This window comes from Natronococcus amylolyticus DSM 10524, from assembly GCF_000337675.1.
Lineage (GTDB): Archaea > Halobacteriota > Halobacteria > Halobacteriales > Natrialbaceae > Natronococcus > Natronococcus amylolyticus.
The window spans coordinates 22,330-47,489 of sequence record NZ_AOIB01000017.1; the positions used below are offsets into that span (position 1 = coordinate 22,330).

The window sequence follows — 25,160 nt, forward strand, 5'->3', positions numbered from 1 at the left end:
GCCCCCGGAATCGTTCAGTTGAGAATCTTATATGAGTGTTAGCTCCGGAGAATACTGCTGATAGAGCCACCAGATAGCCCGATAGCCTTTTAGCGGAGGACTGTTTATTGGTGGCACACACCTAGTTCACTTTGTGACCCGCTTAGTGGAACTATAGTTAATGGTGGCTCGCTCCCAGTGTGGTGTAGTTCGACGTGTGCGTGTTGTCGCCCTTCCGGTTGACAAACGGTGTTGCCGGTCGCGACTCCACGCCACAGTCACGCAGTGAGATGGTCTCGAGATGAATACGGAACTCTTCGGCGTATTTGGCGGTACAGAAGCGTTCACCCGGTTTCGATCGACGGACGAGTTCGACGAAGTACTCGTTGGCCCGTCGATAACTGTCGGGATCAGGGATTTTGGGCTCGGAACTCCCGGCTGGACGGCGAGCTACGACGGTGAAAACGGTTGCTGTGTTATCTGGGGCGAGGTGTACGTTCCCGGCCAAGAAACGAACGCTGCCCGCTGGTTCCTCGATGCCTACGAACGCGACGGTACCGAGGCGCTGGCCGAGCTCAATGGCTCCTATCTCGCGGTCCTCGATACACCGGACGAGACGTTCGTCGCGACCGATTCGATCCGCTCGCGTGAGTGTTTCTACACGGATGCCCCCGGGGTTCGTGTGTTCGGCACCGACTCCGCAACGGTCGCAAAAACCGTTCCCGATCCCTCGTTTTGTCGGGACGGTATCCTCGAGTTTCTTCATCTGGGCGTTGCACTCGGCGAGAAGACGAGCGTCGAACAGCTCTCTCGGCTCCCGATCGACAGTCAGTTGCGGGCATCGTCGGTTACCGACCTCGAGCGATTCATCTACGATACCAAGGAGTTCGACTACGCCGGAGCGCTCGCGAGCCGACTCGAACGGGCGATCGACCGTCGATCGATCCTCCCCGGACGAAAGGGGCTGCTCCTCTCTGCGGGATACGACTCCCGAACGCTACTCTCCCAGCTCCCGGATCTCGAACACTGCTACACGGTTGGTAACTCCACGGCCCAGGAGGTCGTCGGCGCCAAACGCCTCGCAGCGCAGTACGGTGCCGACCACACTGCGTTCGGACCCGACGAGCGCTACCTCTATGCCGACGGGTCGAAGGTACAGTACTCACAGGGAATCAAGGAATCACTGCATATCCACCACGCAGGGTACACCGACGAAATCGACGTCGATACGATCTATCACGGCCTGCTGTGCGATACCTTCTTCCGTGGTCACTTCACTGCTCACGTCGACCTCGAGATGTTCGGCAAACGGGTTCCGTTCGAACGACTCGATCCCGACCCCGATCCGATCGACGTTCTCCTCTCACGGTTCGGTTACAGCCAGGCGACGAGTCAGGAGCTTTCCGAGCGGACCGCCTTCGACGTCGATCCCGAATCGTTCGTCAGACAGGCCGTCCGAACGGAGTTCGAATCGGTCCTCGATCGCTCCAACTCGATCCAGAACGCGCTCAGCTGCTGTGGAATCGCTAACCAGCCGTCGATGCCGTTCCACACCCAGCTTGCCGACAACTTCTTCGCGTCGTTTTTGGCTGCGGACACGGAACTCCTCGACTGGCACCTCCGCGCGCCGCCAGCCGAACGGTCCACGGACACCTTTCTCGAGGCATGCAAGCAGATCGATCCCGAGATGCTTCGACACCGACCGCCGGACCGACCACACGATGTTACGCTGTTCAACGAGATGGAACGGTTCGTTCGCCGCAAGGCACCGTTTTTTGACTCCTTCGAATCGCCATGGCCGAACCGGAAACAGCTCTTTACCAGGTACAACTTCGATCAGCGACTGCTGCCGGAGTTCGAACACGTCCACGATCTCCCCGCCAGACACAAGCTTCGCCTCAACGACTTTCTGGGGTGGGTCGAGAGCTGGGACGAGAGCGCGGATCAGCATCTGAGATGGATCGATCAGAACTCCTCCTTCGCCCAATAGTTCCGCTTGTAAGAGGACTTTTCGCACTCTGTAAAATGTTTATGCCCGGTTTGAACACGTGAACAAACGGCCGCAACAGATTTATCGCATGCTATCGAGAGCATATTTATAGTACCAGACGTGTGTGATTCGCAATATGCGTCTGACGCCGTTTCGAAAGAACTCTTCCTCGGACTCGAGTGGCGACGAGTCCACCGTTCAAGCGTCGACGTCTGTTAGAGTGTTCGAATACAACGAATCGTCGATCGTGTCCAACGACCGCGAGACCGACACGTCGACAACCGGAGCGCCGGCCGAACTCGAATGGAACGTCGTTTCTCTGCTCGAATCACGCAACGGACCCGTGACGATCGACGAGATCGCGGATCAGCTCTATGAAGCCAGTGGAACCGACGACGTCGAAGCCTGGGGCGACGTACACGAACGCCTCTCACAGACCGACTTGCCTGCACTCGACGCCTCAGGGGTGGTCGAGTACCGCCCCGAACGTGGAACCGTCGAGCTCACCGACGACCACTCCTCCGACCGATGGCGCTATCCGATCGCGCTCGCGTTTGCGGTCTCGTTAGCGCTGCTCGTCTCACCGATCGTCTTCGAGATCACGGCGGCCGTTTCGATCGTTGGCCTGCTGGTTGCCTGTCTCGGGACCGTCGCTACCATCTACCGGTAACGACGACGAGAGGGGCCTATCTGACGTACTGACCGATCGTCAACGTCGTGAACATTAGCAGGATCAGTGCGCTCAGACCAATACCCGTGATGATCGAGAGCAGCGGCAGTTCGAAGATCGCTCCCAGAAGCAAAACCGCACCCGCACCGGCAGCACCGATGTAGTAATCGTCCCAGTCCGTTCCTCCCTCCTTTCCGGTGGCGGCGGCCGAGTTCGTGTTCGAATCCGCATTGAGGTAGTAATCGAGCTGCCGGGCGAGCGGGCGCCGCTCGACGACGCCTCGGTTCTGCTGGTAGTCGATAATACCAGCCTTGTCCAGTTTCGGAAGGTGTGACTGATACAGTGGGATGTATACGCGCTGGCGCTGGTCCGAGGTTAGCTCCTGTACGGTCGTCTCGTTCTCCCAGGCGGCGACCTGCTCGGCTACGTCACGCATCCGTACCGAGCCATCCGTCTCTTGCAGATACTCGAGAACCATCCGTCGGCGCTCGTTCTGAAGAATATGGAAAATCTCGTCGACCGGAAGTTCTTCGTCGTCGGAGACGATATCTGCTTCGCGGTCCTCACCCCGGTTTCGTTCCTCTGTAACGGTCTCTGTCGAACTCATCGCGTTGATCAGTCCGACTCATGGACCAGTATTAAAGCATGAAAATCGTCCATAGATGAACGGTTTTACTTCACCCAAATCCGTACTAACCCACCCGTTCAGACTGTTTCATATCATGTACTGTGTGTGTACAGCCGTTGAGAAGGCTTCTTTCTTCATAACTGGGCTATAACGAATCGCGTTCGGAACTATTACAGACGGGCGTCCTCCATCCGTCCTATCGAGTCGCGGCTTCCGAAGCAAGATCGGTGTCGACCTGGACTGTATTTTGATGGGTAGTGAAAACAACGAAAATAAAGCCGGATCGTGTTTCTCGTCACGCTGGGTTCGGACGCTCACACCGGGTCGGTCTCCGCAGCCGTCGCTTATATGACCGATAACTAAACGCTCGAGAACCACAGGACCTGTAATGAGCGACTCCGATTGGTGGTTCTTCGATCTCACACTTGTCATCGCAGTAACCGGGTTCGTCACGTTCGGTCTATTCACGCCGATCTCGGGGGCGGTTCGAGTTCTGTTGGGGATTCCGCTGTTGCTGTTTCTTCCCGGCTACGCTTTCATCTCTATCCTATATCCGGACGCGTCGGAGGCAGGATACCGATCGTTCGACGACGAGACTCGAGAGCCGAACCGAGCCGAGCTGAACAACGGCGGACTCCAACCGATCGAACGGTTCGTTCTCTCGGTCGTCGCCAGTATCGCGATCGTTCCGGCAGTCGCGCTCGCTGCGACCGTAACGCCGTGGGGGATCACGATTCTCCCGGTGCTCGCCGGAACGGCACTCGTGACGATCGCGTTCGCGCTGGTGGGGATCGTTCAGCGGTATCGGTGTCCTCCGAACCGCCGATACACTCCCTCGCTATCGGGCGCTCCACTCCTGTTCTCGAACGCCGGCGACTCGTTCAGCCGATCGGATCCGAGTACCAGGCCGTACAACGTGATGTTTCTCGCCGCGTTGCTCGTCCTGGCGGCCGTCGCCGGATTCGCCGTCGCAAGCCCACCCGACCACGACAGCTACACCGAGTTCTACCTCGAGACGGAGGAAGTCGACGGTGACACCGAGTACCTCTACGACGAGTCGCTCTCTGCGGGCGAGACGGAGTCGGTGACCGCCTACATCGCAAACGAGGAACACGAGGAGCGATCGTACGAGACGGCAGTCGCGTTACAGGACGTGAGCTACGACAACGATAGTGTCTCCGTCGAGGACCAGGACGTTCTCACGACTGACTCTGCAACCGTTGACCACGGCGAAACTCACGAGCAATCCCTCGAGTTCGAACCGACGATGACCGGTGACGACGTCCGTCTGGTCTTGTACCTCTACGAGGGCGAGGCGCCGGACGATCCGGACGAGGAGAGCGCCTATCGAACGATCAAGCTCCCGGTGACTGTTTCATAACGCTCGGAACCGCCGATCCGCTAGCAAACTGCCCTGTTGCTCGCTTCGCACTCGCGTTCTCGAGTCCGCTATTATGGCCTCTCTTTCTTCGAGGAGAACATTCTGCCATCGTCGGGCGTAGCCGACTGCTTTGGGGATCGACGTTCTCTCCCGTTTGCGGGGGGCTCCGATACCATCTACACGAGTTGTGTTCGGTAGCGATACGGCTCTCAGACGAGTACCGGTTCGTAACACGAGTACGCCGAAGCGGTTACACTACCCGAATCCACAGTATCGGGTCTCTTGAAATCGGAACGTTCGAGACACACCCTCGAGTCGCTGTGGTGTCTCGGCCAGCAAGATCGCTTCGCGTCCCTGTTCGAGGACAGGAGTACCGGCGGTGTGGCTCCGCCAGTCGCTCTCTCATGCCGACCGGATACAAACCAGCAACTATCCTCCGTGCAGTGCTGTGAGAAAGCCCACTGTTTGCCGCGAGGAGGGGGTCGCCCAGACTATGCGGAACGGTTCTGTCGTCGTGAGGTGACTGTAGTGGCCGAATCTTGCCGTTCGCTCGCTCTATCGGTACGGTGAGTTGGCATCCGATACCGACGAAACCGTGAGTGAATCGATAGCCTGGCGTTCGTGCAGCCTTTCGGTATCGGTTACGACTGTTACCATCGCGATATCGGAGTCGGACTCCGTTCTCTCGATACTACGGCGCTACGCCTCTGTTCACCGCCGTTTGCGATTCGCCAGCCGATCCTACCCTCGCAGATTGATCTCGACGCCAATATAGACCCGTGACTGTCGTCGTACTCGAGTGCTCGTTCGTTCCGCACCCTCCGTACGACAGCGGACCGAATTCTTCCTTCTCCGACGACCGAAAGAGCACGAGCGGAAAGCGGACTAACTCGAAGCCTTCGAACTCGACCGCTCGAACGACGGCTACTCACTCGATTGGCATCGAACTCGGCGCTGACTTCACCCGACCCACCCGATCCTTGCTGCGATCTTTCTTCGAGCAGCAACCGGCCCGGCCTCGCATGAGGTAACTGGTCGCGACTCCGTGAGCGGCGTTCTACTCTCCGCGAAGCGTCGCCTCCTCGAGCCGGAGCTGAGGCAGTCCATCCAACGGACGATGGGGGCGATATCGAGGCTACAACCCCGTCGGGGAAGGGAGACTCTTCGTCGCCGATTATGGAAGAACCACCGATCGTCTCTCGCTACGAAGCTGCAAGAATCGCTCCATGGCGCCGGCTGTAGTAGGCATCTCGCTCGAGCCTCTTCGAAGAATTTCAACTGCCGCCGTCGATGATCTCAAAAACCTTCTCTCGGCTGACCGACGGGACCTCCGACGATACCGATGTCCGATGCGGTTACGAAACGGTTAGACTACTCCTGTGCCGGCGACGGGGTACAGAAGCGCACGTCGCCGTTGTCGTACACGGACGACTGTGTCGTCCGGCAGATGCGCTCCTCGGTCGGGTTATCGGAGTAGCCCGGTCCGTCCTCGGCGCTACTGAAGTACGTCGCGTCCTCCGACTGGGTCGTTCGGTAGACGACGTAGTCGTGTTCCGCGTAGCCATCCTCAGGGAGGATTATCGACGTGGTCGACGGATAGGCCCCGGTTCGCTCGAACACTGTCTGGTAGGGATGATCGGTGTGAAGCTGTTGATCCGGAGTGATCTCGGATCCCGCAGGCGAGCCGGTCATATCGCCGATCGTGTCTACCGCCGCGAGCTCGGACTGATCGTAGGCCAGCCGCTCGTGCTGGTCGGAGAACACCGGGCTGTCCGGGTTGCTTTCGGCGGCGAGCATCATCCCAGCCGGGTACAGCAGGACGATTACCAGGAGGAGAGCAACGACCGGTGCGGGCGAGAGGTTCCGGCTGAGCGTCCGCAGTCCGATCGCGCCGATAATCGCCATCAACGCATAGAGGAAGGCAAACCATCGCGTCGGAACGAAGTTCTCGATTCCGAACATCGGTAGCCCGAGCACGAACACGAGCATGATTCCGCTTCCGAGCACCAGCGTGAACACCGATTGCTCGGCGCGTCGGCGATGGACGACGTAGAGACTTCCCACGAGCATCAGACCGAACAGCATGAGAAAGCCGAGTTCGTTGACGTAGGGGACGATCTGATCGAGCACCGTCGTCCCCGTGTCGGGAACTGCTGCATCTTCGTCACCCGTTGCGCCCGGCGATGCGAGTTCGAGGAATCCGGCGCTTTCCTCGAGCGTTTCACCGAACCAGCCGAGGACCGTTCCCAGGAACGAGTCGTCGCGGTACGGCGTCAGAGACCAGACGAAAATCGCGAGACCGAAGTTGAACACGAGGAGCCCGATCAGGTTGACCGGTTTCTTGGTCCGGAAGACGCTCGTATCGAGTCTGGTCAGTCCCAGCGGGCCGGTCATAAAGAGGACCTGAGCCAGGAACGCGGCGCCGAGAAGAACCAGTACGATGAACGTCGATATCTGGTGTGTCAAGATAACCGCGACCGAGAGGAAAACGAGAAACGCGAAGTCGCGGCTCGTGTACTCGATACGCATCACGCGGATCAGGGCGTACACGATCGCGAGGAAAAAGACGAGTCCCATGCTGGTCGGGATGAGATGAACTCCCCACATAACGGTGTAGCTGGCAACCGAGAACATCGCGGTCGCAAGGGTCGCCCACCGCGCCGGAACCAGAAGGTTGGCTGCGGCGTAAACGACGAGAATCGAAAGCGGCATGGCAATCCCCATCGAGAGGTACAGCCCCATTCGCAACGAGACGTCGTAAACGAGCGTCGATGCGATGACGTACAGGTGGAAGAACGGCGATCCGAAGTGCTTGTCATAGGAGATCGCTCCGAGCGACTGTTCCAGGTAGACTGCCTGGGTGAGCTCCGTCATGTGCGTCCAGACGTCGATCCCGATGTATCCTGGCGTCGTGTACAGCGCGGTAAACCGGAAGACGAACGCGAACAACACGAGCTGAAACAGAAGGATTCCGCGATGGAAGTCACGGTCGCTCGTGAACAGTATCTGTCCGAACAGTAACGTCCCGACAACGCTCGAGATGGCGAAAAACAGCGGTGTCCGGGTGCCCTGCAAAACCGTCACGAGGATCATCACTGCCATTCCGACAGTGACGATACTCGGAAGCGCCATCGCAGCCGGCGTTGATAGTGTCGGCAGCGTCCGCTCGTTTTCGTTCTGGTGGACCGCGAGGAGATACAGCGCACAGCCGAGGCCGACGACGATCGGGATCGTGTTGATGTAGATTTGGGACGCGAAAAACCGCAGCGGGAACAGCAACAGCGCGGCGATCAATCCGGCGATCGCCGCTGTCGTGTCGAGTCGCAAGGGTCGCACGTTCGACAGCGACATTTTAGATGCCATGATACGTTTCCTCCCTATCGTCAGTTCGTTCGAGGGATAACTCCGTCGCATCGCGTCCCCGGTCCTCGAGGACCGCTCGATAACACTCGACGAGGCGATCGCCCATCGACTCGAGACTCAGTCCGTCGATGGCCTCACGACCGTTCGAGCGTCCGGAGCCGGCGAGAACTGATTCGAGTCCCGCCGCGAGCTCGCGGTCGTCGTCGCTGACGACGCAGTTCTCGAGGCCGCCGATCGTCTCGTCGACGAAACCGACGTCGGTCGAGACGACAGGGATGTTACAGGCGGCGGCCTCCTTGACAGCCATCGGCCCGGCCTCCCGCTCCGAGGTCACGAGCAGCAGGTCGCTCGCGTTCATGTAGTACGGCATCTCCCCGTAGGGAACGCCGTCGATCGTTCGCACCTCGAGATCCGCGTCGGCACGGTCGGCGATGCGCTCGGCCCGCGGATAGTCCTTCTCGCTTCGATCCGGGTCGTACGGGAACAACGCGATTCGCTCGTCTTCGTCCCAGCCGACGCGTTCGCGAGCGTCCTCGCGTGGGATCGGTCTGAACAGTTCCGTATCGATGCCGAACGGAATCTCGACGTGGTCGACGTCGAGTTCGCGTGACATCGCCGGGCTCGGAACGATCGTCGCGTCGGCAAACCGGGCGCCGTACCGGCTGATCGTCTCGAGCCAGCCCATGTCGCTCATCAGGTCGGTACCCCAGAGACTCAGCACCACCGGACGCCTCGGCTGGGCGAGTGCAAACGGTGCGACGAGACCGTAGTGTCCGTGAACGATGTCGTAGTCGTCCGCCCAGATGTGGGAGAGCACCTTCGGATGAAACCGAAGGTAGTCGATCGGTGTTCGAGGCGATTCGGCGGTGTAATCGCCCGGAACGCCGACGACGGTACAGTCGATCCCCCGGTTTTCAAGGACCGAGATCTGCTGTTCGAAGAACGAACGCGTGGTGGTGATGAGGTGGAGTACGTGCATGTCGTGTCAGTCGGCGTTGGCGGCGACCGTCGATCGGTCCGAGTCGGTCGTCAGGACGGTCTCGAGTTCCCGGACGATGACGTCGGTGACGTCGACGCGGTCGGCGAGCAACCGGTCCCGTCGGCGCCGCCAGGTCTCCTCGTCGCGGTTTTCGATGATCGACACCGCCTTCTCGAGGGAGCGGGCGTGACGACCCTCGTCGTTGAAGTTGAACACGAGTCCGTACTCGTCCTCGAGCTCCTGCATGTATCCCAGCGAGAGGGAGTTCACGTAGACCGCAGGCGTTCCAAGTATCGCAGCCTCGGCGGCCGTCGTTGCACCCTCGCCGATGAAACAGTCCGCGTACGCGAGCAGGTCGTGTATCTGATCCGGCGACGTCGTCATCCGGTTGGCCTCGAGCTCGTCGGGAAGGGGAACCTCCGAGGTGATCAGCACGGTCGCCCCGGCGTCCTCGAGCCGTTCGACGGCTTCTATCGGATCGTTGAACCCACCCTGCCCCATATCGTGCGAGGAGTCCCAACTACTCAACCGCATCACGACGAACGTGTCGTCCGGCTCCAGTCCGGCTTCCTCGAGGACCGTCGGATCGGGTTCGAACCGATCGGGGTGAAGGTAGGCGAGTTCGTGGTAGCCGGGGTACTCGACCTTCTTCGACCCGATGTCGCCGTCGTAACACTCCGGTGTACAGATGATGTCGGCGAACGGGTACGCGAGCATCTTGATGAGCGTCGCGTGTTCGGTGTCGTAGAAGACGACGCTTTTCGCGCCGACAAGCTTTGCGACGTGAGTCGCGGCGGGGCCACCGATGGCCGTAATAACGTCAGGCTTGATCTTCCGCGCTCGGGCCAGCAGTCGCGCCTCGTAGGTCGCCTGTACCCTCGCGAGCGAGAACAGGGAGTCGGACTCGCCGGCCAGAATCTCGTGGTCGATGTCGTAGGACTCGAGTAGATCCCTGACGACTTCGTTCTCCCGCGCGAAGACGTAGACGTCGTTCCCATCCGCCTCGAGTTCCGCGATAGCGTGTTTGAAAAAGTGGACGTGGGCCGGGTGCTGGATCGTTACGATGACGCGCATCTATCGACTCACCCTGCCCCTATCGGCTCTCGTAGTGTCGACGCCCGTCGCTGTCGAGAGGGCCGTGACCTTCGTATCGAGTGCGAACGCCGACGCCGGTAACTTCCTCGGTCGCGTCCCGCCTCGGATCGTATGACCGCGATACATTATATTCTCCTGTAGCTGAAGCCCTGGTCGGTTGCATCGTCGGCGTCGAACGCCCCTGGAATATCGACCAGTGCAGGGGAATCGTTGAGCGCCGTCGCCATCGTTCCGAGATCGAGTTCGTCGAACTCCGCGTGCGGAGTCGCCATGAGAACGCCGTCGAAGCCCGCAAACGAGAGCGAGTCCTGCACGTCGATTCCGAACGACCGTTCGACGGCGTCGTCGTCCGCGTGGGGATCGTAGCCGACGACGTCGACGTCGAACTGCTGGAGCCGATCGATCACGTTCGTGATCTTCGAACTCCGAATGTCGCCCACATCCGGCTTGTACGATAGTCCGAGCACGAGTATCCGACTCTCACAGAGGGTCTTGTGTCCGTCGTTGAGCGCCTTGATCGTGAGATCGGAGATGTGATCCGGCATCGACTCGTTGACGCTCCGGCTCGTGAGAATCAGTTCCGGATCGGCACCGGCCTGTTTCGCCCGATGAGCGAAGAAGTACGGGTCGACCGGAATACAGTGGCCGCCGACCAGTCCGGGCTGGTAGTCGTGGAAGTTCCACTTCGTTCCCGCGGCCTCGAGCACGTCGTGCGTGTCGATCCCCATCTCTTCGAGCGCCATCGAGAGCTCGTTCATCAGCGCGATGTTGACGTCGCGCTGGACGTTTTCGATGACCTTGCACGCTTCCGCGACTTCGATCGACGGCGCCCGGTGGACGCCCGCGTCGACGACGGACTCGTACAGCGTCGCGACGTCCTCGAGGACGGTATCGTCCTGTCCACCGACGACCTTGACGACGCTGTCGAGCGAGTGCTCGCCGTCGCCGGGGGTCGCTCGCTCGGGCGAGTACGCGAGGTAGAAGTCCTCGCCGGCCTCGAGTCCGGATGCGTCCTCGATGGCCGGCGCGAACTCCTCGCGCGTGACCCCCGGATACACCGTCGACTCGAGGATTACCGTCGTTCCACGTGTCAGGTGCGTGCCGACGGTCTCGGCGGCGCTTTCGATGAACGCGAGATTCGGTCGTTCGCCCTCGACGGGCGTCGGGACCGTAACGAGCACGTAGTCGGCGTCGCGTACCGCGGCCGAGTCGGTCGTATAGCTGATGTCACCGTCGAGGATTGCTTCGTCCGAGAGATCCCCGGTCGTATCGACCCCGTTCTGTAGCGTCTGGACCTTCGAGTCGTCGACGTCGAAACCGACGACGTGGTAGTCTGCCTGTGCGAACCCGACCGCGAGCGGGAGCCCGACGTAGCCGAGCCCGACGACACAGACGGTCGCATCTCGAAGGCTTCCCTCTGCCGACTGGGTGAGTCCGTCCGGCCGATCGCTCTCTGGTCCGTCAGTTCGTCTCTCGGTGTCGCTGAGTGGTGGGGTCATGGTGGTGTGTTACGTGCCCGACGCCGCCGACGACGCGCGTCGGAGTCTGTGTGCCAGACGCCCTCGAGACGGCTGACACGCTTCACTCGAACACAGACAATCTCATCGGTTTACTATAGAGCCGATAAACTGCCCCGTCACACGTCGTTCGGATTCGTCAACAGTCTAGCTCCCTCTTGACCCTCACTCACCCTTGGTTTCGCTTCTCAGACCCTGTCATCTTATTTCGCTGTTAAGCAAATCTGTTTGACCGCATAATGAAGTTGGATGTCATATTGTGTGCTAATACGACCGATGTGAATATGTTCTCTCACGGTCGGTCATACCCGAGTCTAGCAACCATGGAGCCCAGAACGATCGATACCGTATCCGAATCCGTCTCTAGCGACGTACTGGTTACCGTCGGCGAGGTACACGTAGCCGCGTTCCTCTCGTCGCCCGACGGCGCAACAGTCCGGTCAGCAGCGGCGTCTCTCGCTGCCAGCATCAGTGTCTCTCAACCCGTCCAGTTTCTGGGCGGGACGCCAATCTGGGAACTCGCACTTGTCGGCGCTGCAGTGGTGATCATCGGCGTACTCATCGGAGCCCGCCTCCTCGAGGCGCTCTCGAACCGCGATGTTACGATCGACCCTGCGGCGTTGGTGTCTTCCGACGACGACGAACGGGACGACGAACCGACAGAGGAAGAGCCGACCCACACGTACGAGACGTACATTTCACCGGACACACCCGACGAACTTCTGAGCGACAGGGGACAGATCATCCGGATACTCGTCGAGAACGACGGCAGGACGTACCAGTATCGGATCGTCGAGGAAACCGGCTGGTCGAAGTCCAAGGTCAGCCGGCTGCTCTCGGAGATGCACGATCGAGGGGAAATCGGCAAGGTCTCGGTCGGTCGCGAGAACGCGATCGTTCTCGCCGACCACGGACCTGGGGGCTCACCGGAGACCGACGACCCGTCGGTAACGGTTACAAAGTCTCCGCAGTAGCCGACGGAGCCGACGTCGCTGGGTATCTTCTCTCGCGTTTCAGTAAATATGCAGACGAACCTCGTTTTGGCCGCTGTCCTCCCTACTAACCGATTCTAGACGTGTTTGCGAACCGGCCATGCTGGCACGCTTAGTGGTCGAATAAGGATGCGTCGTGTCTCTGCAACAAAGTGCAGCCGTTCGATCGAGACTCCGGTTCGTCTCATTGTGGTTAGTTAGTTACCGTTCTCCGAACTGCCGAACGTGGTCTATCGTGCGCTCTCACTGCACGATAAGATAATATTACTGATGAGACGCGGAGAAATGGTGAAACGGGACGGCCGTTAGTGGTTATCCGATCCATAGTAATGGGCTATGTCGGCAACGTATCGGGTAACGCCGGGTCGATGTGCAGGGACAGAAGACCCGGGAGGATTAGATCTATGACACGTTACAGAACTGCACGCCGTAGCGGCGTACCGAACCGACGTTCGACCGACCCGGCCCGCTCTGTTTGTGGCCCCTCCTCGGTTGCCGGAGCCGTCCCGGAGGTACTCGGCTAATGTGTGGTATCATTGCACGAATTGGATCCGACGACGCGGCCGACACGTTGCTGACGGGACTCGAAAACCTCGAGTACCGCGGCTACGACTCTGCGGGGATCGCGGTCCAGAACGGTTCGGGTGTGAAGGTGCACAAGACGTCCGGCGAGGTTTCGGACCTCAAATCGAAGCTGAACTACCTGCCGACCGGTAACGTCGGCATCGGACACACCCGCTGGAGTACTCACGGTCCGCCGACCGAAGAAAACGCACACCCCCACACCGACTCCGCCGGTGACGTCGCCGTCGTTCACAACGGCGTCATCGACAACTACGCGGAGCTTCGGACGGAACTGGCAGAGAAGGGACACGTCTTCCAGAGCGATACGGACACCGAGGTCATCCCGCACCTGATCAACGAGTACCGACAGGAGCTGCCGACCGAGGCCGCGGTGCGCAAGGCAGTCGAGACACTCGAGGGAAGCTACGCGATCGCGGCGATCGTCGAGGACGAAGACCGCGTCTACGCGGCGCGAAAGGGATCCCCCCTGGTACTCGGCCTCGGAACCGACGACTGGTTCCTCGCCAGCGACGTTCCAGCCTTCCTCGATTACACCGACGAGGTCATCTACCTCGAGGACGGCGACGTCGTCGTTCTCGAGCCCGAGTCCTACGAGATCACCGATCTCGAGGGTGAGCCGGTTCACCGCGAGACCGACACCGTCGACTGGGACCCAGAAGACGCCGGTAAGGGTGAGTACGACCACTACATGAAAAAGGAGATCCACGGCCAGCCGACCTCGCTCGCGAACACGATCGAGGGTCGCGTCGAGGACGGCGAGGTCGACATCGAGTCGCTGCCCGCCGGCACCTTTACGAACGTCGAAGAGGTCCAGTTCGTCGCCTGCGGGACCTCGTACCACGCTGCGCTGTACGGTGCCCAGCTGCTGAAGGCGTCGGATATCCGCGCGGAAGTGATCCGTGCGAGCGAGTACGACTCCGCCTCGGGTCCCGTCGACGAGAACACCCTGACTATCGCAGTTACGCAAAGTGGTGAAACCGCCGACACGCTGCAGGCGATCCGCAAAGCGGCTGACCGCGGTGCACGAACGCTGGCGGTTACGAACGTCGTCGGTTCGACGATCGCCCGCGAGACCGACGACGCGATGTACATCCGCGCCGGCCCCGAGGTTGGGGTCGCCGCGACGAAGACGTTCTCCTCGCAGGCGGTCTCGCTTGCGCTGGTCAGCCAGCGTATCGCGGCCGACATCCCCCACGCCGATCAGGTCGACGACGTCGACGTCATGCTCGAGAGCCTCGAGGACCTCCCGTCGCAGGTCGAGGAGATCCTCGAGACCACCGACGCCGAACGACTGGCGAAGCAGTACATCGACAGTGACGCCTTCTTCTTCATCGGCAACGGGCTCGGACACCCCGTTGCGCTCGAGGGGGCTCTGAAGTTCAAGGAGATCACGTACGAGCACGCCGAAGGGTTCGCCTCCGGCCAGCTCAAACACGGTCCCCTGGCGCTCGTCACGGAACGGACCCCGGTCTTTGCGGTCTGCACCGGCGGCGACGACGGCAAGACGAAGACGAACGCGATCGAGGCACAGACCCGAGGCGCGTCGATCGTCGCCGCCTCGCCGGACGACCACCCCGTCGTCGACGCGGCCGAGGCCCATCTCTCGGTTCCGGACACGCATCCCGTCTGGGCCGGGCTGCTCGCGAACGTCCAACTGCAGTTGGTCTCGTACTATGCTGCGGATCTGCTCGGCCGACCGATCGACAAGCCACGTAACCTGGCAAAGAGCGTCACGGTCGAGTAGGACCCGTTCCGATCGATCCTCCCGCAATCCCTCGATATACGCTTCTATTTTCCTCCGTCGCAGTCTTCCGACCCTGATAGTGGCTCCCGAGTTCTAAGCCGCGGTTCGGCAACGAGTCGAGCGCATCGTCGCCTCGTCCTCGTGAGCCGTCGGATCGATTCGACTCGACCTGCTTCGGAGCGGTGCCCAGTCCGATTCGCCGATGGCTGCCACTGGACGTTTTCGACTGCGGGACTTCCACCGGCGACTCGAGAGCATCCGGAGCGATACTACTCTCTTTGCAACGTTCTGTACGAGCGCCGCGTTCGAGACAATCCCGCTTCGACGCGTGGGGGCGCTACCGGCCCGCGAAGGACCGATGCCAGCCCCACGGCAGTAGTCCCCCGTTCCGGAGACGGGCCGTGCTCTCGCGGCCGGCTCTCTCGGGAGGGCTGCGACAACCGTTTCGGCGAGTGTTCTCGGAGATTTCTCCAGCGCGACAACCGGCAGTGGATCGTTCGTTCCCGTTCGAGCGCCGCGAAGACTACGATCGATCGTCGAGTCGCCCACTCGAGTTCGGCCTTGATTCCGGATCGTATCCACTACGATCTCCCCGAGGTGTGTTCGGCCGCGTGGCAGGTGCGTTCAGAAACGGCACCCGTCTCGAGCGAGACGCAGAACTGAACGCTCGGGTCAACTCACTCTTCGTTCGACTGCGAAAAGGAAGCGCGCTACGCTACCGCGTTATTCGAACCAGTTCCCGTCGTCATCGTCATCATCGTCGTCGTCGTCATCATCATCGTCGTCGTCATCATCATCATCGTCGTCGTCATCATCATCGTCGTCGTCGGTGTCATCGGCATCATCGTCGTCGGCATCATCGGCATCGTCGGCCGCGTCATCGTCGGCATCGTCGGCCGCGTCGTCGTCGGCATCGTCAGCGTCGTCGTCACCGAATACGTCGTCATCGAACGGCGCATCGTCGTCAACGTCGTCCGTACCGGTGTCGTCAGCCGGGACGTCGTCAGCGTCGTCGTCACCGGCATCGTCGGCCGCATCATCGTCAGCTCCGGCATCGTCAGCCGGGGTGTCGTCGGCATCATCGGCGTCGGCCGCATCATCGTCTCCGGCATCGTCGGCACCGTCGTCAGCCGGAGCGTCGTCCGCATCACCTTCCCCGGCGTCGTCATCACTCTCGTCTACGTCGTCACCGCCCTCGTCTTCGGTGTCAGTCTCGTCGCTTTCGTCCTCGTCGCTCGGCTCGTCCGGTTCGGTTTCCCCCTCGATTTCCTCGTCGTCTACTCCGGTAATCGCATCGTCGATCCCCGATCCGCTTGCGGCGAGTGCGATTCCGGCGACGAGAAACCCGATTCCGGCAACGATCAGGAGGAGCTGGGCACCGGTCGAGACCGAGCGCGTGTTCTGCTGTGGACTCGAGTGACTCATACTACCGGTGTGCGCTGTGCGGTGCGTTTTCTCTTCCGACACGTTCCTCGTGACCGACGAACTGGTGTCTCATAACGCCGTTGATCGCGACCGGCGTGGCTCGACCGACCAATCCGGACGGTCGACGCCGCTCGCTTCGCGTCGTAGCCGTCCGCCTCGAGAGGAAGGCCCTGCCGGCGCTCGGCCTGATCTCGTGTGTGCCACGACGAGATAGCTGGTCCCATTGGAGGCTACTTGCGGTGTACGACGTTTCATTATACGGCCGTTAAACGGACCTCGGGGTTTCCTCCCTCCGTGTCAGCACCGAAAACGCGGGCGGGGGAGTAGGCGGTCGAATACACGCGTTCGCGGGGGGGGGGGGCGTTCCGGACACGGAGCCTGCCTCGCAAACAACTAAGTAACTACGACAGCGTGGTGAAAGTAATGGCTGACGACCCCGAGGAGGGGATGTTGTCGTGGGACGAATCCGTGTTCAGAGACGAACACGTCTTCGAGATCGACTACGTACCCGAGACGTTCAAACACCGCGACACGCAGACGCAGAACCTCACGTACGCGCTGCGGCCGGCGGTGCGCGGATCCCGCCCGCTGAACGTTATGGTTCGGGGACCGCCCGGAACGGGAAAGACCACGGCGGTCCAGAAGCTGTTCGACGAGGTCGGGACACAGACCAGCGACGTGCGGACGATTCGCGTCAACTGCCAGGTCAACTCGACGCGGTACTCGGTGTTCTCGCGGCTGTTCGAGGGCACCTTCGACTACGAACCGCCGTCGTCGGGGATCTCGTTCAAGAAGCTGTTCGGCCAGATTGCCGATAAACTCGTCGAGGACGACCGTGTGTTGGTCGTCGCACTCGACGACGTCAACTATCTCTTCTACGAGAACGAGGCCTCGGACACGCTGTACTCGCTGCTCCGTGCCCACGAGGAGTACCCCGGTGCGAAGATCGGTGTCATCGTCGTCTCCTCCGATCCGACCCTCGAGGTCATCGACGAGCTCGACTCGCGGGTACAAAGCGTGTTCCGGCCCGAGGAGGTCTACTTCCCAGTGTACGACCAGCCCGAAATCGTCGACATCCTCGACGAACGGGTCCGAAAGGGGTTTCGCGACGGCGTTATCTCGCGAAACACCGTCGAGCGCGTCGCCGACCGGACGGCCGAGAGCGGCGACCTCCGAGTCGGAATCGACCTCCTGCGCCGCGCGGGACTCAACGCCGAGATGCGTGGGAGCCGAACCGTCGAGATGGAAGACGTCGACGCGGCCTACGAGAAGTCGAAGTACATCAACCTCTCCCGGAGCCTCTCGGGACTATCGGACACTGAGCGGGCGCTGCTCGAGGTCATCGCCACCAACGACGGCGGACAGGCTGGAGAGGTGTACGAGACCTTCCACGAGGAGACGGCACTGGGGTACACGAGGTACTCCGAAATTGTCAACAAGCTCGACCAGCTCGGGCTGATCGACGCCGACTACGCCGACATCGAGGGCCGAGGCCGATCGCGTTCGTTGTCGCTGTCCTACGACAAGGAGGCCGTCCTCGATCGACTCGAGTGAGCTGTAACCCGGACGGATGGGGTGTTACCCGAACTGTCCTCGAGCTGTCGGACGATGGCCGAGTGACGGTCGGTTAGTGACTCGGCGCATAGTTCTTCGAGATGTTGGCATCCCTGCCTACGGAAATTTTCGAGGAAATGTTCCCCAGGTCGCCGACGAGAATGGGCATCCCAGCTCGTTATCAGCCGGTTTGAACAGTACGGGTTCGAGGACCCGATCGACGGAAACGACTGACGTCGACGTCACGGATCGAACGCTCCGAGAGCGGCAGTTCAGGCCTGCTCGAGACCTTCGCGGTACTCTTCGGCGGTCTCGAGAGCACTTTCGAGATGTTCTTCTGTATCACCCTCGGCGCGCTCACTGAGCTGTCGCACTCCGTTCAGATGCTCGTCCATGAGCGCGTGGTCCGGCTCGTGGTCGCCGACCGTGTAATCCTCGAACGTGTTGACGTACTCACGGATATCCTCGCGGAGACCGTCGTCGTCTGCTGTCTTGGCCGCCTTCTCGAGATCGTCGCGTACCTGCGTCAGTTCTTGAGCCATACCTCACTCCATGACGGTCCGACTCATAACGGTTGGCCAGACATCAGCCCCGCTATGAGGAGTGGGTCGCCGTCGCGGCCGGCGTTCACGGATCGTGTATCCGGCAGCTTCTTTCTGTAGGGTACCCGTACACGATCGTTGCCGACGATAATGTCGAGAGTTCCTCGAGTACTGACTAACGGCTTTTTCCCGTCCCGCTTCCCGGCTACGGTTGCAAATGTCCGTATCACGACGCACGACGCTAAAAGCGATAGCTGTAGCGGGTGGACTGGGTGCAACCAGCGGTACCGTCTTCGCGAAAGGCGAACACGAGGACGATGAACGACCGGCAGACGACGCAGCCGACGAACCGGCTGCCGTCTCCGCCGCAGTTCGCGTCGCTCACTTCTCGCCCGACGCGCCGAACGTCGACATCCTTGTCGACGACGAGCAGGTGCTCGCGGACGTTCCCTACGGCGCCGTCTCGCCGTACCTGGAACTCGAGCCCGGAACCTACACCGTCGCGATCACGGCGGCCGGCGACCCCGAAGCCGTCGTCTTCGAGGACGAGGTCGAGGTCGCCGAGGGGTTCGCCACGATCGCCGCGATCGGCGAACTCGAGGCCGAGACGTTCCGGCCGGAGATCCTGGTCGACGCCGAGCCCCTGCCAGAGGATGCCGAGGACGACGCGGCGTTCGTCCGTGTCGCACACTTCTCGCCCGACGCCCCCGCCGTCGACATCTACGCCGACGAGGAGCCGCTGGTCGAGGGTGTCGAGTTCGAGGACGTCTCGGAGTACCTCGCCGTCCCCGCCGGTGCGTACACCCTTTCGGTCCGTCCCGCAGGTGAAGAGGAGGAAGTGGCGTCGTTCGACGTCGAACTCGAGGCCGAGTCGATCACGACGGGGTACGCGATCGGCTACCTCGAGCCACCCGAGGAGTTCGCCGACCGCGAATTCACCGTCGAACTCGTCGTCGACGGGCCGGCGGCTGACGCGGAGGAAGAAGAGCCGGAAGACGATCACGAGGACGAGGCCCCGAAGGACGAGGTCGACGAGAAAGAGGATGAGAAGGAGGTCGACGAGAAAGAGGATGAGAAGGAAGTAGACGAGAAGGGTAAAGATGAGGCCCACGACGACGCGGCCAAGGAGAAGGAGCCGGCCGACGGAAAGAACGGCGTCGATGAGAAGGAAGCCGCGAACGGCAAGGACGCGGCCAACGGAAAGAAAGCGGCACCGGACCACCAGTGCTAGCTGACCAGTAGGCGACGGGCCGATCCGGCAGTCTCCCGTCGAGCGACCCGAGCTCCTTCGTCCGGTTTTCGACCCCTTCGATCCCGGCAGCTCAACCGTAGGCGACGACGTGGCTGTGTCCGGTCCCCACGAACAGCTCGCCGTCGACCGGCGCGAGCGCCGACGCGCTGGCGACCTGGACGCTGTCTCCCTGGAGACCGCGCTCCCATCGGCGCTCGCCGTCCGTTGGATCGATCGCGACGAGACCGGTGTCGTCGGCGTCACCGCCGACGAGAAGTGTCTCTCCCGCGGCAGCCAGGATCGGTCGTTCCCATTCGGTCTCGAGCTCCCAGCCGATCGTCCCCTCGCGATCGACCGCCATCAGCACACTCGGCTCATCGGTGTTGTCGTCCCAGCCGCCGCGACCGACGTGGAAGATCGCTCGGTTGCCGACGATTACCGGTGAGGTGACGTAGGCGCCAGGGAACTCGCGTTCCCACTCGAGCTCGCCGTCGTCGAGCCGATGGGCCTGCAGCCGCGCGGAGTCGTCGTCGAGCGACCAGTAGCGGGCGCCGACGAAAACTCGATCCTCCCAGACGACGGGGAACGTTCCATGACCCTCACCCGACGCTTCCCAGCGCGGCTCCGGCTCGCCGTCGTCGAACCGTACCGATTCCGTCGGGGACTCGTACGCGGTGAGTCCCGCGTTCCCCCGCAGCAGCCGATCGCCGTCGATCGCGCTCGCCCCGTACCCTGAGAGACGCCAGCGTTCCTCACCCGAGTCGGCGTCGTACGCGGTGAGGCGGCCGTCGTCTCCCCGGTAGAGCGTCTCGCCGTCGAGGTGGAGCCACACGCCGTGAGATGTCGATCCGCTCTCCCCGGCGGTCTCCCAGTCTCGTTCACCCGTTTCGATATCGTAGGCGGCGACGTCTCCGTCCTCTGCCGTCGTGTACACTGTGTCGTCGCCGAGTGCGATCGCGGCGACGTCGGCGTCCTCGTCCTCCCACCGACCGCTTCCGTCGTCCCGTTCGAGCGCGACGAGACTCTGACTCGTCTCCGCCTCGCTGCCCGCGACGACGACGTCCTCGCTGACGGCGAGTCCACCGACGTCGCGACCCGGCGAATCGAGTTCAACCCGCCAGCGCTCCACGGGCTCGTCGGGAACGGTCGCGTCGGCGTTGTGGCCCGTGTTCTGCAGGTCGTACCGCGAGAGCCGCCAGCTGTCCGGATCGGTCTCGAGCGTGCTGAACGAGTGCCCGCTCGAGAGACAGCCCGCGACGGCGGCCAGCCCGGCCGACGCTCCCGTCGCGAGCACGGCACGTCTGGATGGCATATCACCGCCACTACACGTTCGCGGTATAGCCTTTCGGGTCCTCGCGGATCGCTCGAGATCTCACGGGCGCCCGCGCGGTGCATGCGAGCGCGTCAAGTGTGTCGAGTCCGTGATTCAGATGATGAGTGACTCTCGAGGTCCCCTCCAGCCGGACCGTCCCGAGGCCGCCCAGCCGTTCGAGGTCGACGCGCCGTTCGACCCCGCGGGCGACCAGCCCGAGGCGATCGAGGAGCTCGCCGAGGGGTTCCGGTCGGGTGCGGACAAGCAGACGCTGCTCGGCGTGACGGGGTCGGGCAAGACAAACACGGTTTCGTGGACGATCGAGGAGATCCAAAAGCCGACCCTCGTGATCGCCCACAACAAGACGCTGGCGGCACAGCTCTACGAGGAGTTCCGGAGCCTCTTTCCGAACAACGCCGTCGAGTACTTCGTCTCCTACTACGACTACTACCAGCCCGAAGCCTACGTCGAGCAGACCGACACCTACATCGACAAGGACGCCTCGATCAACGACGAGATCGACCGCCTGCGCCACTCCGCGACCCGTTCGTTGCTAACCCGCGAGGACGTCATCGTCGTCGCTTCGGTGTCGGCGATCTACGGCCTCGGTGACCCGCGTAACTACATCGACATGTCGATGCGACTCGAGGTCGGCGAGGAGACCGGGCGCGACGAGCTACTGGCGCGGCTCGTCGACCTGAACTACGAGCGCAACGACGTCGACTTCACGCAGGGCACGTTCCGGGTCCGGGGCGACACGATCGAGATCTACCCGATGTACGGTCGCTACGCCGTTCGGGTGGAACTCTGGGGCGACGAGATCGATCGCATGGTCAAGGTCGACCCCCTCGAGGGCGAGACCCAGGGTGAACAGCAGGCCGTGCTCGTCCACCCAGCAGAACACTACTCCATTCCGGAGACGAAACTCGAGCGGGCGATGGACGAGATCCGCGACGACCTCGATTCGCGAATTTCGTACTTCGAGCGCCAGGGCGACATGCTCGCCGCCCAGCGCATCGAGGAGCGGACCACGTTCGACCTCGAGATGATGCAGGAGACGGGCTACTGCTCGGGGATCGAGAACTACTCGGTCTACCTTTCAGATCGGGAGTCCGGCGAGGCGCCCTACACCTTGCTCGACTACTTCCCCGACGACTTCCTCACCGTCGTCGACGAATCCCACGTGACCCTCCCCCAGGTCCGGGGTCAGTACGCCGGCGACAAGTCCCGGAAGGACTCGCTGGTCGAGAACGGTTTCCGGCTGCCGACGGCGTACGACAACCGCCCGCTGACCTTCGAGGAGTTCGAGGCGAAGACTGACCAGACCCTCTACGTGAGCGCGACGCCGGGCGACTACGAGCGCGAGCACAGCGATCAGATCGTCGAACAGATCGTTCGCCCGACCCACCTCGTCGACCCCGAGATCGAGGTCTCGCCCGCCAGCGGCCAGGTCGACGACCTGATGGACCGAATCAACGAGCGCATCGAACGCGACGAGCGGACCCTCGTGACGACGCTCACCAAGCGGATGGCCGAGGACCTCACGGAGTACCTCGAGGAGTCCGGCGTCGACGTTGCGTACATGCACGACGAGACCGACACCCTGGAGCGCCACGAGATCATTCGCTCCCTTCGACTGGGTGAGATCGACGTCCTCGTCGGGATCAACCTCCTGCGGGAAGGGCTGGACATTCCCGAGGTCTCGCTCGTGGGAATTCTAGACGCCGACCAGGAGGGGTTCCTGCGCTCGGAGACGACGCTCGTCCAGACGATGGGGCGTGCGGCCCGAAACGTCAACGGCGAGGTCGTCCTCTACGCCGACGACCCGTCGAACGCGATGGAGTCGGCGATCGAGGAAACTCAGCGACGTCGCGAGATTCAACAGGAGTACAACGAGGAACACGGCCTCGAGCCGACGACGATCGACAAGGCGGTCGGCGAGACGAATCTCCCGGGGAGCAAGACCGACACGACCGAGGTGTCGGGTCGCGAACTCGAGGACGACGAGGAGGCCGCCCGCTACATCGCGGAACTCGAGGATCGGATGGAAGAGGCGGCAGGAAACCTCGAGTTCGAACTGGCGGCCGACATCCGGGATCGGATTCGAGAGGTGCGCGAGGAGTTCGCCCTCGAGACCGAGGACGAGGGGATCGCACCACCGGCCGAGGAGTTCTGAACAACTCACCCGCCCCTCCGAGACGTCTTTACTCGTGTTCGGTATGGTCGGCGCGTTCGGGACGGGCCTCGTGCTCGCCGTGATCGCCGCGGAGGTGTTCGATCGCGTGGAGTTCGACGACCGGGACGATCTTCGCGACGCCTAGGAAGAAGAGGACGACCATCCCGATCGTTCCCGTGATCGAGGAGAACTCGATCAGGCTCGGAAAGTACGTTCCCGGCGTCGCTCCGTAGATCTCGAAGCTGGGGTGGAAGAAGCCCTCGACAACGAACAGTACCTTCTCGATCAGCGTCGCGAACAACACGAGAAGAGCCGCGGCGATGGCTCTTCCCTTGGAGAACAGCGCCGGTCGGATCGTCTGTGCGAAGATGTACGCGAGGACGCCGAAGACCAGCCCCATCGAGAGGAGGTAGATCGGGTGTGCGAGCCGCGCGGTCGCCGCGACGTCCAGGTCCACGGGCGCGAAGAAGCCGCCGGCCACGTTCTGCTGGAGCTGCAACCAGAGAAAGAGCAGGCAGAAGAAGCCGAGCCACAGCAGCAGTCCCCGGAAGACGTCGTCGGTGATGATGTGATCCCAGTCGTAGGCCCGGCGGAAGGCGAACGACAGCAGGATGACGCCGCTGATCGCCGAGGTCAGCGCGATGGTGAGAAACTGCGGCCCCTGTACGCCGCCGAACCAGATCGGGTACGTCGGCAACACCGCGAACAGCCACGGGATCACGCCCCCGTGAAGCAATAGCGGCGCCATGATGATGATCGCGAGTGCGAGCCACCAGACCATCCGCTGGACGATCTCGTCCTCCCGCTCGCTGTAGCCGATCGTCAATCCCCTGTAGATCGGTTCGAAGCGAGTCGGCAGCTGGTCGCCCAGTCGGGAGACATCGTACCTGAGCGTGAGTCCGAGATACGTCGCCGTCAGCACGAAGTACGCCGTGATGACGGTCACGTCCCACACCAGCGGCGACGCGTGGACGGTGATGTGGTAGTGCCCGAGCACGCTCGTGACCATACGATCCGGCCGACCCATGTGGACGAGGATGAAAAAGCCCGCCGCGGAGAGCCCCGCAATGGTCAGGAGTTCGGCCAGTCGAGCGACCGGCATGTACCGGTCCATCCCCAGCAGTCGGACGGCCGCCGAGAGGATGATTCCGCCGTGGGCGATCCCGACCCACCAGATGAACGCCCCGATGTAGACGCCCCAGGTAACCCCACCCCCAGTCCCCCAGTCCGAGAGGCCGGTAACGATCAGGCCCTCGGCGAGCTGGTAGGCCCAGCCGATCAGAAAGATCAGGAGCGCCAAACCGGCGACGCCGAACAGGATGAAGTACGTCGTCGTGGTGTTCTTGATCGGGCGGAGAATGTCCGCTTCGGTAGGCGCTTTCGTGCTCATTGTGCTAACTCTTCACACCCTCATGCCGACCGGTTACTTCCATCCGACCGGTGAGCATGCAAGCACCCCTTTAAGCGATCGACATCGCTACAGCTCGAGCGTGTACACCACCTCCCGACGCATCTCGTCGCCGATCTCGACCTCGCCCTCGCCGGTTCGCTCGAAGCCCAGCTCCTCGTAGAACGCCCGACCGCCCTCGTTCGAGGCGAGGTCGATCGCCCGCATCCGGCTCATGTTGAAGTCCTCGAGATCCTCGCGGAGTCGGTCGTGGAGCGCCGTGCCGACTCCCTCACGCTGGTGGTCGGGGTGGACGTACATCCGCAGGACGTCGCCCTCCTCGCCCTGCACGACGCCGTGAGTGAAGCCGGCGATCTCGCCGTTGCTTTCGGCGACGAGCACCGCCGTACCGGGCTCCGAGAGCGCTCGCTCGAGCTCCTCGTCGCCGTACCAGTCGTCGATCGTCTCGTCGACGACCTCGCTCGAGAGTTCGTCGTAGGTGTCGTGCCAGGTCTCGCGGGCGAGTTCGCGGAGCGATTCGCGGTCGTCGGCCGTCGCCGGTCTGATCTCCATGCCGCGCGCTACGGTAGCGAGGACCAAAGCTATACTC

Annotated in this window: 18 protein-coding genes; 8 read left to right on the forward strand and 10 right to left on the reverse strand. The window is 62.0% G+C overall.

Annotated features, from left to right (window positions below):
* Nucleotides 1-280: 280 nt before the first annotated feature.
* Nucleotides 281-1,969, forward strand: a complete 1,689-nt coding sequence (locus C491_RS07960) for an asparagine synthetase B family protein (RefSeq protein WP_005555089.1) — start codon at nucleotides 281-283, stop codon at nucleotides 1,967-1,969.
* A gap of 343 nt (nucleotides 1,970-2,312) precedes the next feature.
* A complete protein-coding gene (locus C491_RS23645; RefSeq protein ID WP_241431298.1) occupies nucleotides 2,313-2,639 on the forward strand; it encodes a DUF7344 domain-containing protein in 327 nt (108 codons plus the stop codon).
* A 16-nt stretch (nucleotides 2,640-2,655) separates the two neighbouring features.
* Here C491_RS23645 and C491_RS07970 read toward each other — a convergent pair whose 3' ends face one another.
* The gene (locus C491_RS07970; protein ID WP_005555091.1) at nucleotides 2,656-3,246 is read right to left on the reverse strand and encodes a DUF7344 domain-containing protein; all 591 of its coding nucleotides are present in this window, start codon (nucleotides 3,244-3,246) and stop codon (nucleotides 2,656-2,658) included.
* A gap of 409 nt (nucleotides 3,247-3,655) precedes the next feature.
* Here C491_RS07970 and C491_RS07975 point away from each other — a divergent pair, with 409 nt between their 5' ends.
* Nucleotides 3,656-4,648 carry a DUF1616 domain-containing protein gene (locus C491_RS07975; protein ID WP_005555092.1) on the forward strand — a complete coding sequence of 331 codons (993 nt, stop codon included), beginning with the start codon at nucleotides 3,656-3,658 and terminating at the stop codon, nucleotides 4,646-4,648.
* A gap of 1,371 nt (nucleotides 4,649-6,019) precedes the next feature.
* Here C491_RS07975 and C491_RS07980 read toward each other — a convergent pair.
* From C491_RS07980 to C491_RS07995, 4 genes are all read right to left on the reverse strand, one after another.
* A complete protein-coding gene (locus C491_RS07980; RefSeq protein WP_049891605.1) occupies nucleotides 6,020-8,011 on the reverse strand; it encodes a hypothetical protein in 1,992 nt (663 codons plus the stop codon).
* Entirely contained in the window at nucleotides 8,001-8,990 is a 990-nt protein-coding gene (locus tag C491_RS07985; RefSeq protein ID WP_005555095.1) for a glycosyltransferase family 4 protein, read from the reverse strand. The genes C491_RS07980 and C491_RS07985 overlap by 11 nt, the downstream gene beginning before the upstream one ends.
* 6 nt (nucleotides 8,991-8,996) lie before the next feature.
* Nucleotides 8,997-10,064, reverse strand: a complete 1,068-nt coding sequence (locus tag C491_RS07990; protein ID WP_005555097.1) for a DUF354 domain-containing protein — start codon at nucleotides 10,062-10,064, stop codon at nucleotides 8,997-8,999.
* Nucleotides 10,065-10,210: 146 nt separating this feature from the next.
* A complete protein-coding gene (locus tag C491_RS07995; RefSeq protein ID WP_005555098.1) occupies nucleotides 10,211-11,584 on the reverse strand; it encodes a nucleotide sugar dehydrogenase in 1,374 nt (457 codons plus the stop codon).
* 341 nt (nucleotides 11,585-11,925) lie between these two features.
* Here C491_RS07995 and C491_RS08000 point away from each other — a divergent pair, with 341 nt between their 5' ends.
* Nucleotides 11,926-12,576: a helix-turn-helix transcriptional regulator gene (locus C491_RS08000; protein ID WP_005555100.1), complete on the forward strand. Its 651-nt coding sequence runs from the start codon at nucleotides 11,926-11,928 to the stop codon at nucleotides 12,574-12,576.
* Nucleotides 12,577-13,117: 541 nt separating this feature from the next.
* The gene (gene glmS / locus C491_RS08005) at nucleotides 13,118-14,923 is read left to right on the forward strand and encodes a glutamine--fructose-6-phosphate transaminase (isomerizing) (RefSeq protein ID WP_005555102.1); all 1,806 of its coding nucleotides are present in this window, start codon (nucleotides 13,118-13,120) and stop codon (nucleotides 14,921-14,923) included.
* Between the two features lie 723 nt (nucleotides 14,924-15,646).
* On the opposite strand, the gene C491_RS08010 is transcribed toward glmS, so the two are convergent.
* Entirely contained in the window at nucleotides 15,647-16,348 is a 702-nt protein-coding gene (locus C491_RS08010; protein WP_005555104.1) for a hypothetical protein, read from the reverse strand.
* A gap of 423 nt (nucleotides 16,349-16,771) precedes the next feature.
* Between C491_RS08010 and C491_RS08015 the strand changes: the two genes are divergently transcribed.
* Nucleotides 16,772-17,902 carry an ORC1-type DNA replication protein gene (locus C491_RS08015; RefSeq protein ID WP_005555106.1) on the forward strand — a complete coding sequence of 377 codons (1,131 nt, stop codon included), beginning with the start codon at nucleotides 16,772-16,774 and terminating at the stop codon, nucleotides 17,900-17,902.
* A gap of 272 nt (nucleotides 17,903-18,174) precedes the next feature.
* Here C491_RS08015 and C491_RS08020 read toward each other — a convergent pair whose 3' ends face one another.
* Nucleotides 18,175-18,444 carry a DUF7553 family protein gene (locus C491_RS08020; RefSeq protein WP_005555108.1) on the reverse strand — a complete coding sequence of 90 codons (270 nt, stop codon included), beginning with the start codon at nucleotides 18,442-18,444 and terminating at the stop codon, nucleotides 18,175-18,177.
* A gap of 217 nt (nucleotides 18,445-18,661) precedes the next feature.
* Between C491_RS08020 and C491_RS08025 the strand changes: the two genes are divergently transcribed.
* Nucleotides 18,662-19,675: a DUF4397 domain-containing protein gene (locus tag C491_RS08025; RefSeq protein ID WP_005555110.1), complete on the forward strand. Its 1,014-nt coding sequence runs from the start codon at nucleotides 18,662-18,664 to the stop codon at nucleotides 19,673-19,675.
* 91 nt (nucleotides 19,676-19,766) lie between these two features.
* Here C491_RS08025 and C491_RS08030 read toward each other — a convergent pair whose 3' ends face one another.
* Entirely contained in the window at nucleotides 19,767-20,987 is a 1,221-nt protein-coding gene (locus C491_RS08030) for an outer membrane protein assembly factor BamB family protein (protein ID WP_049891608.1), read from the reverse strand.
* Nucleotides 20,988-21,108: 121 nt separating this feature from the next.
* Here C491_RS08030 and uvrB point away from each other — a divergent pair, with 121 nt between their 5' ends.
* Nucleotides 21,109-23,163: an excinuclease ABC subunit UvrB gene (gene uvrB / locus C491_RS08035; RefSeq protein WP_005555112.1), complete on the forward strand. Its 2,055-nt coding sequence runs from the start codon at nucleotides 21,109-21,111 to the stop codon at nucleotides 23,161-23,163.
* 28 nt (nucleotides 23,164-23,191) lie between these two features.
* On the opposite strand, the gene nrfD is transcribed toward uvrB, so the two are convergent.
* Both nrfD and C491_RS08045 read right to left on the reverse strand, forming a co-directional pair.
* Nucleotides 23,192-24,553, reverse strand: coding sequence for an NrfD/PsrC family molybdoenzyme membrane anchor subunit (gene nrfD, locus C491_RS08040; RefSeq protein WP_005555113.1), 1,362 nt, complete (start codon nucleotides 24,551-24,553; stop codon nucleotides 23,192-23,194).
* Between the two features lie 87 nt (nucleotides 24,554-24,640).
* Nucleotides 24,641-25,123 carry a GNAT family N-acetyltransferase gene (locus tag C491_RS08045; protein ID WP_005555114.1) on the reverse strand — a complete coding sequence of 161 codons (483 nt, stop codon included), beginning with the start codon at nucleotides 25,121-25,123 and terminating at the stop codon, nucleotides 24,641-24,643.
* Nucleotides 25,124-25,160: the final 37 nt, after the last annotated feature.